Here is a 6692-nt window from a genome sequence, read left to right as displayed (position 1 = left end):
CAAGCTGCGGGACTTCAAGTTGCCGACGCAGATTTTTATCGGTGAGAACGCTGCGGCAGTTGCGCAGTACGGGAGTGTCGAATGAGCCTGCGAAGCCTGATCGCCCGCTGCCTGGGTGAACGTGACGCCGTGTCGCTGACCCAATTGCACGCCGAACGCTGGCAAGCCTGGTTGCAGCCCATCAGCGACGAATCTCCGGTCGGCGAAGACCCCGGCTACGACGACGACTTCCAATGCATGCGCGAGGAGGTCAACAAGCTGTCCGGCGCGGACGCCGAGCTGGTGATGCAACTGGCGCAGAAGCTGCTCACCCAGCGCTGCAAGGACCTGCGCGTCGCCACCTATTACCTGTGGGCGCGCTTGCACAAGGACGGCGAGGCCGGTCTGGCCGATGGCCTGGAATTGCTGGCGGCCTTGATCGAACGCTACGCCGAACAAGTCCTGCCCTTGCGGCCCAATAGCCGCAAGATGGCCCTGGAGTGGTTGACCAGCGCCAAGGTGCTCGACTGCCTGTCGCTGTACCCGGAAGTGGTGAAGGACGAAGCGGAGCGCACGGTGACGGCGCTGGCCTGGCTCGAGCGCGGACTGGACGCGTGGCCTCAGGGCCAGCGTCCGGCGCTGGACGCATTGTATGGCGCATTGTCCGCGCGGCTGGCGCAGTCCGGCGGGGTGGATGCACTGGTGCCGCAGAACAGTGCCAGCCATGACGCCAATGCCCAGGCCGGCGCAGCCGCGGCGATGGCCATCAAATCCGGTCGCGATCTGCTGGACAGTGGCCGGGCACTCGCCGGGTATCTGCGCGAACAACCCCAGGGCTGGCTGGCGGCCCATCGCCTGATGAAGAGCCTGCGTTGGGACACGGTGCAGCAAACGCCACCTCAGGACGCCAATGGCCTGACGCGCCTGACGCCGCCCCGGGGCGACTACCGGGCGCAACTCAAGCGCCTGTATCTGCAACAGAGCTGGAGCGAGCTGCTCGATCAGGTCGAGCGAATCTACGCCGAAGGCGTCAACCATTTCTGGCTGGATCTGCAGTGGTACGCCTGCCAGGCGTTGAGCAAACAACCCGCGCCCCAGGACAGCTGGGCCGACATCGCCAAGCGCGACCTGGGGATGTTCCTCGACCGATTGCCGGGCCTGGAAACGCTTTGCTGGAGCGACGGCACCCCCTTTGCCGACGAGACCACCCGGGAATGGATCGCCCAACATGTCTGCGGCAATCGTCCACAGCAGTGGCTGCCTGCAGCGTCCGCCGCACCGGCAAGTGTGGACGCCGAGATCCTGTCACTGGAAAGCGAAGCCCTGGCACAGGCCGACAGTGGCGGCATCGAGCAGGCACTGGCCTGGCTGGCGGCGCGTCCGGGCATAGACACCGGGCGCCAGCGCTGGTTGTTGCACCTGTTGATGGCGCGGGTGGCCGAGCAGTTTGGCAAGAGTGATCTGGCTGTGCATCTGCTGGGGGAGCTCGATGGCATTGCCCATCGCCAGGCTCTGGCGGATTGGGAACCGGTGCTGTGCTTTGAGGTGAAAGCCCGCCTGCTCAAGCTGCTGCGCCTGAAAGCCCAGCGCAACGATGCCGACAAAACCGCCCTGGGCCAGCGCATGGACGCACTGCTGGCGGCGCTGGTGGCCATCGATCCGGTACGCGCCGCGGTGCTGTGCGGCTAACCCTCATTCATCAGGATTTTATTGTGAGCATGGACAATCTGACACTGCGTTATTACGACGCCGAGATGCGTTACCTGCGTGAAGCCGGCCAGGAATTTGCCGAGGCTTTTCCGGACCGGGCTGCGCATTTGAACCTGGACAAGCCCGGCGCGCGCGATCCTTATGTGGAGCGCCTGTTCGAGGGCTTCGCCTTCCTGATGGGGCGCCTGCGCGAGAAGCTCGACGATGACCTGCCGGAGCTGACCGAAGGCCTCGTCAGCCTGTTGTGGCCGCATTACCTGCGCACTATTCCATCGCTATCGATTGTCGAGCTGGCGCCGGAGATGAGGGAGATGAAACGCAACAAGTTGATCGCCACAGGCTTTGAAGTACTGTCGCAGCCCATCGGTTCGCAGCAGACCCGTTGCCGGTACACCACCACTCAGGACCTGACCCTGCGGCCGCTTGCCCTGGATTCCGTGCGACTGGCCCACGAGCCAGACGGGCGCTCGACGTTGCGACTGCGCTTCGCCCGCGGCGCGATGGCGAAGTGGAGCGAGATCGACCTGAGTCGCCTGCCGCTGTACCTGAATGCCGACGCACCGCTGGCAAGTGCACTGCATCAGGCCCTGACCCTCAATGCACAAGCCTTGTACGTGCGCCTGCCGGACCAGGTGGACCGCCACCCGCTGCAAGGTCATTTCGCACCCAAGGGGTTCGCCGATGAGGATCGTTTGTGGCCCAAGGGCGACAGCGCCTTCAGCGGTTATCAGTTGCTGCTGGAGTATTTCACCTTTCCCGAGAAGTTCATGTTCGTAACCCTGTGTGGGCTGGAGCAATTGAACATCACGCCAGATGCAGCCTGGTTTGAACTTGACGTGGTGCTGCGCGAGCCGTGGCCGCAGACATTCAACCTGAGCACCGGGCACATTCGCCTGCATGCGGTGCCGGTGATCAATCTGTTCACGCTGGAGTCCGACCCACTGACGCTGCAACCGTTGCAGACCGATTACCTGCTTCGCCCCATGCGTTTGCAGGACGGTCATACCGAAATTTATTCGGTGGATCAGGTCTCCTCGTCGAAGAATGGCCAGCAACAGGACTATGTGCCGTTCAGCAGTTTCCGCCACAAGGGCGGGATGCTGCGCGACGAAGCCCCGGAGCGTTACTTCCATACCCGGCTGAAACGGGGCGCAAATGGTCTGCACGACACCTGGCTGGTACTCGGCGGTGAGGGCTTTGACGAAGACTTGGCGCGCACCGACAAAAGCCTGTCCCTGCACCTGACCGGCACCCACGGCCAACTGCCGCGCAAGGCGTTGCAGAGCACCTTGCTCGACACCCTGGTGCAGTCCACACAGGGCGGCCTGCGAGTACGCAACCTCTGTGCGCCGACCTTGCCGTGCTATCCGCCGAACCGCGACCGTTTCCACTGGCGAGTACTCAGCCACCTGGGCTCGAACTTCCTGCCAATGCTCGACAACGCCGAAGTGCTGCGCGGCACCCTGGCGTTGTACGACTGGACCGGCAGTGAACTGAACCGTCGGCGCCTGGCGGCCATCGTCGAGGTCAGGCACCACCTGGTGCAGCGTTTCGAAAAAGGCTTTCTGCTGCGTGGGGTGGACATCGAAGTCACCCTGGATGCCAACGGTTTTTGCGGTGAAGGCGACATCAGCCTGTTCGGCGAGATGCTCCATCGCTTCTTCGGCTTGTACGCCGACATACACCTGTTCAACCAGCTCACGCTGATTCTTCAACCTACTGGAAAGTGCCTGCGATGGAACGAGAACCACAGTCAGCGTATTCCCGGCTGAAAGCCAGCGGATTGCTGCAGGCACTGGAGGGGCAGGTGGCCGAGGCCAGTCTGTATCGCTTCTGCCAATTGCTGGAACAGGCGATGCCCAACCACCCGCCGCTGGGCAGCACCACGCACCCGGCAGATGACCCGGTTCGCTTTCGACCCGATCCGGGCATGGGCTTTCCTGCCGGAGAACTGAAAGCGATCGAAACCGATGAAAATCATCCTCGGCGCCCGGCCACGGTACGCACGCGCCTGCTCGGCCTGTATGGCGTGGACTCGCCAATGCCGACGACTTTTCTGGACGACATCGCCCAGCGTCGGGAGGGCCATCAGGCGCTGGAGGCGTTCCTCGATATTTTCAATCACCGAATCTTCACCCAGTTCTATCGCATCTGGCGCAAGTACTCGTACCCGGCCACCTTCGAAGCGGGCGGTACCGATGCGACCTCGCAATGCCTGCTGGGCTTGATCGGCCTGGGAATTCCCGGTACCCGCGAGCGGATCGCCACACCGGTCTCGCGTTTTCTGGCGCTGCTTGGCGCGATGCGCCTGCCCACGCGCAACGCCGAGGGCATCATCGTGCTGGTGACGCTGCTGGCGCCCAATACCCGAGTGAAGGTGACCCCGCACTGGCCGCAGAAGATTGCCCTGGCGCAGCCGGCAAGCCTGTCCACGCGTCACCCGGTGAGCCTGTCCCAGGGCACGCCGCTCGGCGCTGTCGGGTACGACACCAACAGCCAATTGCACCTGACGCTGTTCACCGAGGATCAGGACGAGGCGCGTGGCTGGCTGCCCCATGGCCAGCTGTACAACGATTTGCTGGTACTGCTGCGGGTTTATCTGGGCTGGCGTTGCACCGCCCGACTGCAGCTATCGCTGCCTGTGCGCAGCCTGCCGCAAGCGATTCTGGGAGGCACCCCGGTACTGCTCGGCATGACCGGCATGTTGAGCCTGGGCCGAGATACCCGGCAGGACGCGCAAGACCACAGCATCACGATCAATCTGGGCTGCTACCAAGGCCTGAAAAGCAATCCCGACGCCAAGGAACTACAGCATGTCGCCTACCGCTATTAACCCGTTGATGATCGTTGCACTCGCCGCGCTGCTCGCCGGCTGCGGTCTGACCCAATCGGCGAGCGATTCCACCGCGTCCATCGGCCGGGCGCTGTTTTACAAGCAGGTGAAAACCCTGCATCTGGATTTGAATGCCCGGGTGGCGACGAATACCGATGGGGCAGACATGAATGGCTTGTCGGTGCCGACGCTGGTGCGGGTGTACCAATTGCGCGATGACAGGAAAGTGCAGAAGGCCGCCTACGACAGCCTGCTGGGCGATGACGACAGTGTGCTGGCCAGCGACCTGCTGGACACGCGGGCCGTGGTGGTCAAGCCCGGGGAGGGGATGCAACTGAATGTACCGATGGATAAGGACGCACGGTTCATCTCGGTGGTCGCGTTGTTTCGTCTGCCCGACACCGAGCGCAATACCTGGCGCCTGACACTGTCGCGCGATGACCTGGAACCGGACCGGGCGCGTGTCATCGAGTTGGGAGATAACCGATTGACCCTGCGACCGTTGGCCAAGGAGTAACTCATGCCCGAGTTGAATCCTTCGCTCTATGAAACGCTCCTGCAGAACTTCGACGGTGACCTGGAACTGTCCCAGGTCAGTGAAGAGGATCAGCACACCCTGTCGGTACTGGACAATGTTCAGCGCATCCTCAACAGCCGAGCCGGCACTCTCGCTCATCTGCCCGATTACGGGCTTCCGGACATGGGTGTGATCCTGCAGGGGCTGCCCGCCTCGGCGCAGGGGTTGATGAGGACGTTGCAAGAGACCCTGATCAAGTACGAACCACGTCTGGCGGCGGTGAGCATCGAGCTGCTGCCACAGGTTCTACCGGGACACCTGGAATATGCCCTGCAGGCGCAACTCAAGGGCGGTGGCCAGGTGACGTTCGGCACGACCCTGGCCGGCCAGGGCAAAGTCGTGGTGCGTCACTTCAAGCAGCGCAACTGGCTGTCGTAATCGAATCTGTTGGGGAAGGGAGGCCGGATGACGGCGTTATTTGAAATGCGAATTCGTGTGGGCGGTGATCCGCGCGAGTTTGCCGAGTGTGCGGCACTGCGCGATGAACTGGCAAAGCTGAGTCACCCGGCCTGTCCCGATGTGGACTGGGCCAGGGTGGAGCAGTTGTGCTTGGTGCTGTTCCAGCGCAACGGAGCGGATCTACAGACGGCGGCCGCCTTCGCGCTGGCCCGCAGTCACCGCTGCGGACTGGACGGCATGGCCCAGGGGATTGCACTGATCGAGGCACTTGCCGGTGAGTGGCCCGGCGTGTGGCCGCCCGCGTCATCAGCGCGCCTGGAGATCCTGGCCTGGTTGTTCGCTCAGATGCAATGGTTGCTGCGCAGCCTGGAAGTGCATGAGCGAAACCTGACGGCTCTCACTCACCTTGCGGTTGAAATGGAGCATCTGCAATCACGCCTGGATGTTCAGGCAGCGGTTCCCGTGGTCGCCTTGCAGACCCTGCGCCAGCAACTCCAGAGTTACATATTGCGCGTGCAGCAAAGCCGGCTGCCGGGCACCACGGTACCGCTGGCAATGGCTGCCCCCGAACGGGCACTGGTAACGCCCGTTGTGATTTTGCCGGCGGCCCCTTTGCCTATGCCCAGGATGAAAACCCCTAGCCGTCGCACCGCGTTCCTGATGGGGGCAGTGGCGGCCACGCTGGTATTGGCCAGCGGGGTCTGGTGGAGCGTTTCGGCCGGGAATGGTGAGGGCCAGCCCGGTCTCCAAGGCCTGTTCCAACCGGGGCAAGTCATCCGTGAGCCAGTGCGCCTGGACAGTCTTTCACTGTTCGAGGCGGGCAGTGCGCAGCTCAAGCCCGACTCGACCAAGGTCTTGATCAGCGCCCTGGCCGACATCAAGGCCCAGCCAGGCTGGCTGATCGTGATCACCGGGCATACCGATGCCAGCGGCAGTCCTGAGCACAATCGACAGCTATCCCAGGCCCGCGCCACTGCAGTGCGTGGCTGGATGCAACAGATGGGCGACCTGCCGGACAGCTGCTTTGCCGTCCAGGGACTTGCTGCCCGCCAGCCGGTTGCCAGCAACGACACCGAGCCCGGTCGTGCGGCCAACCGCCGTGTCGATATCCAGTTGGTGCCGCAGGCGGGCGCCTGCGGGCAGCCCTTCGCCAGCGGCTAAGGGGATGGCTGTACCGCTTTTGGGCGCCGGGCT

The 6692-nt window shown here is 63.4% G+C and carries 6 protein-coding genes; all 6 read left to right on the top strand.

All coding sequences use genetic code 11. The annotated features are described in order from the left end of the window. The first annotated feature begins 81 nt into the window (after positions 1 to 81). Genes tssA through ACLD1X_RS27845 form a run of 6 tightly spaced genes read left to right on the top strand, consistent with a single transcriptional unit; the run spans position 82 to position 6659 of the window. Entirely contained in the window at positions 82 to 1668 is a 1587-nt protein-coding gene (gene tssA, locus ACLD1X_RS27870) for a type VI secretion system protein TssA (protein ID WP_429373332.1), read from the top strand. A gap of 23 nt (positions 1669 to 1691) precedes the next feature. Beyond that, positions 1692 to 3461: a type VI secretion system baseplate subunit TssF gene (gene tssF, locus ACLD1X_RS27865; protein WP_429373330.1), complete on the top strand. Its 1770-nt coding sequence runs from the start codon at positions 1692 to 1694 to the stop codon at positions 3459 to 3461. Beyond that, positions 3425 to 4522, top strand: a complete 1098-nt coding sequence (gene tssG / locus ACLD1X_RS27860) for a type VI secretion system baseplate subunit TssG (RefSeq protein ID WP_429373328.1) — start codon at positions 3425 to 3427, stop codon at positions 4520 to 4522. Before tssF ends, tssG begins: the two co-directional genes overlap by 37 nt. After that, positions 4503 to 5039, top strand: a complete 537-nt coding sequence (gene tssJ / locus ACLD1X_RS27855) for a type VI secretion system lipoprotein TssJ (RefSeq protein ID WP_429373326.1) — start codon at positions 4503 to 4505, stop codon at positions 5037 to 5039. Before tssG ends, tssJ begins: the two co-directional genes overlap by 20 nt. Before the next feature lie 3 nt (positions 5040 to 5042). Then, positions 5043 to 5477, top strand: a complete 435-nt coding sequence (gene tssE / locus ACLD1X_RS27850; RefSeq protein ID WP_429373324.1) for a type VI secretion system baseplate subunit TssE — start codon at positions 5043 to 5045, stop codon at positions 5475 to 5477. Positions 5478 to 5504: 27 nt separating this feature from the next. Next, the gene (locus ACLD1X_RS27845) at positions 5505 to 6659 is read left to right on the top strand and encodes an OmpA family protein (RefSeq protein ID WP_429373322.1); all 1155 of its coding nucleotides are present in this window, start codon (positions 5505 to 5507) and stop codon (positions 6657 to 6659) included. The last annotated feature ends 33 nt before the right edge of the window (positions 6660 to 6692 follow it).

Origin of the sequence: Pseudomonas sp. 18173 (assembly GCF_050432945.1) — a bacterium.
GTDB lineage: Bacteria > Pseudomonadota > Gammaproteobacteria > Pseudomonadales > Pseudomonadaceae > Aquipseudomonas.
Note: the sequence above shows the minus strand (reverse complement) of the source record. Positions and strands in the feature narration are given on the sequence as shown.

Excerpts from the sequence above, each read along its gene's own strand:
- tssG (WP_429373328.1), top strand. The coding sequence starts at position 3,425 with ATGGAACGAGAACCACAGTCAGCGTATTCCCGGCTGAAAGCCAGCGGA.
- tssJ (WP_429373326.1), top strand. The coding sequence starts at position 4,503 with ATGTCGCCTACCGCTATTAACCCGTTGATGATCGTTGCACTCGCCGCG.
- tssA (WP_429373332.1), top strand. The coding sequence starts at position 82 with ATGAGCCTGCGAAGCCTGATCGCCCGCTGCCTGGGTGAACGTGACGCC.
- tssE (WP_429373324.1), top strand. The coding sequence starts at position 5,043 with ATGCCCGAGTTGAATCCTTCGCTCTATGAAACGCTCCTGCAGAACTTC.
- ACLD1X_RS27845 (WP_429373322.1), top strand. The coding sequence starts at position 5,505 with ATGACGGCGTTATTTGAAATGCGAATTCGTGTGGGCGGTGATCCGCGC.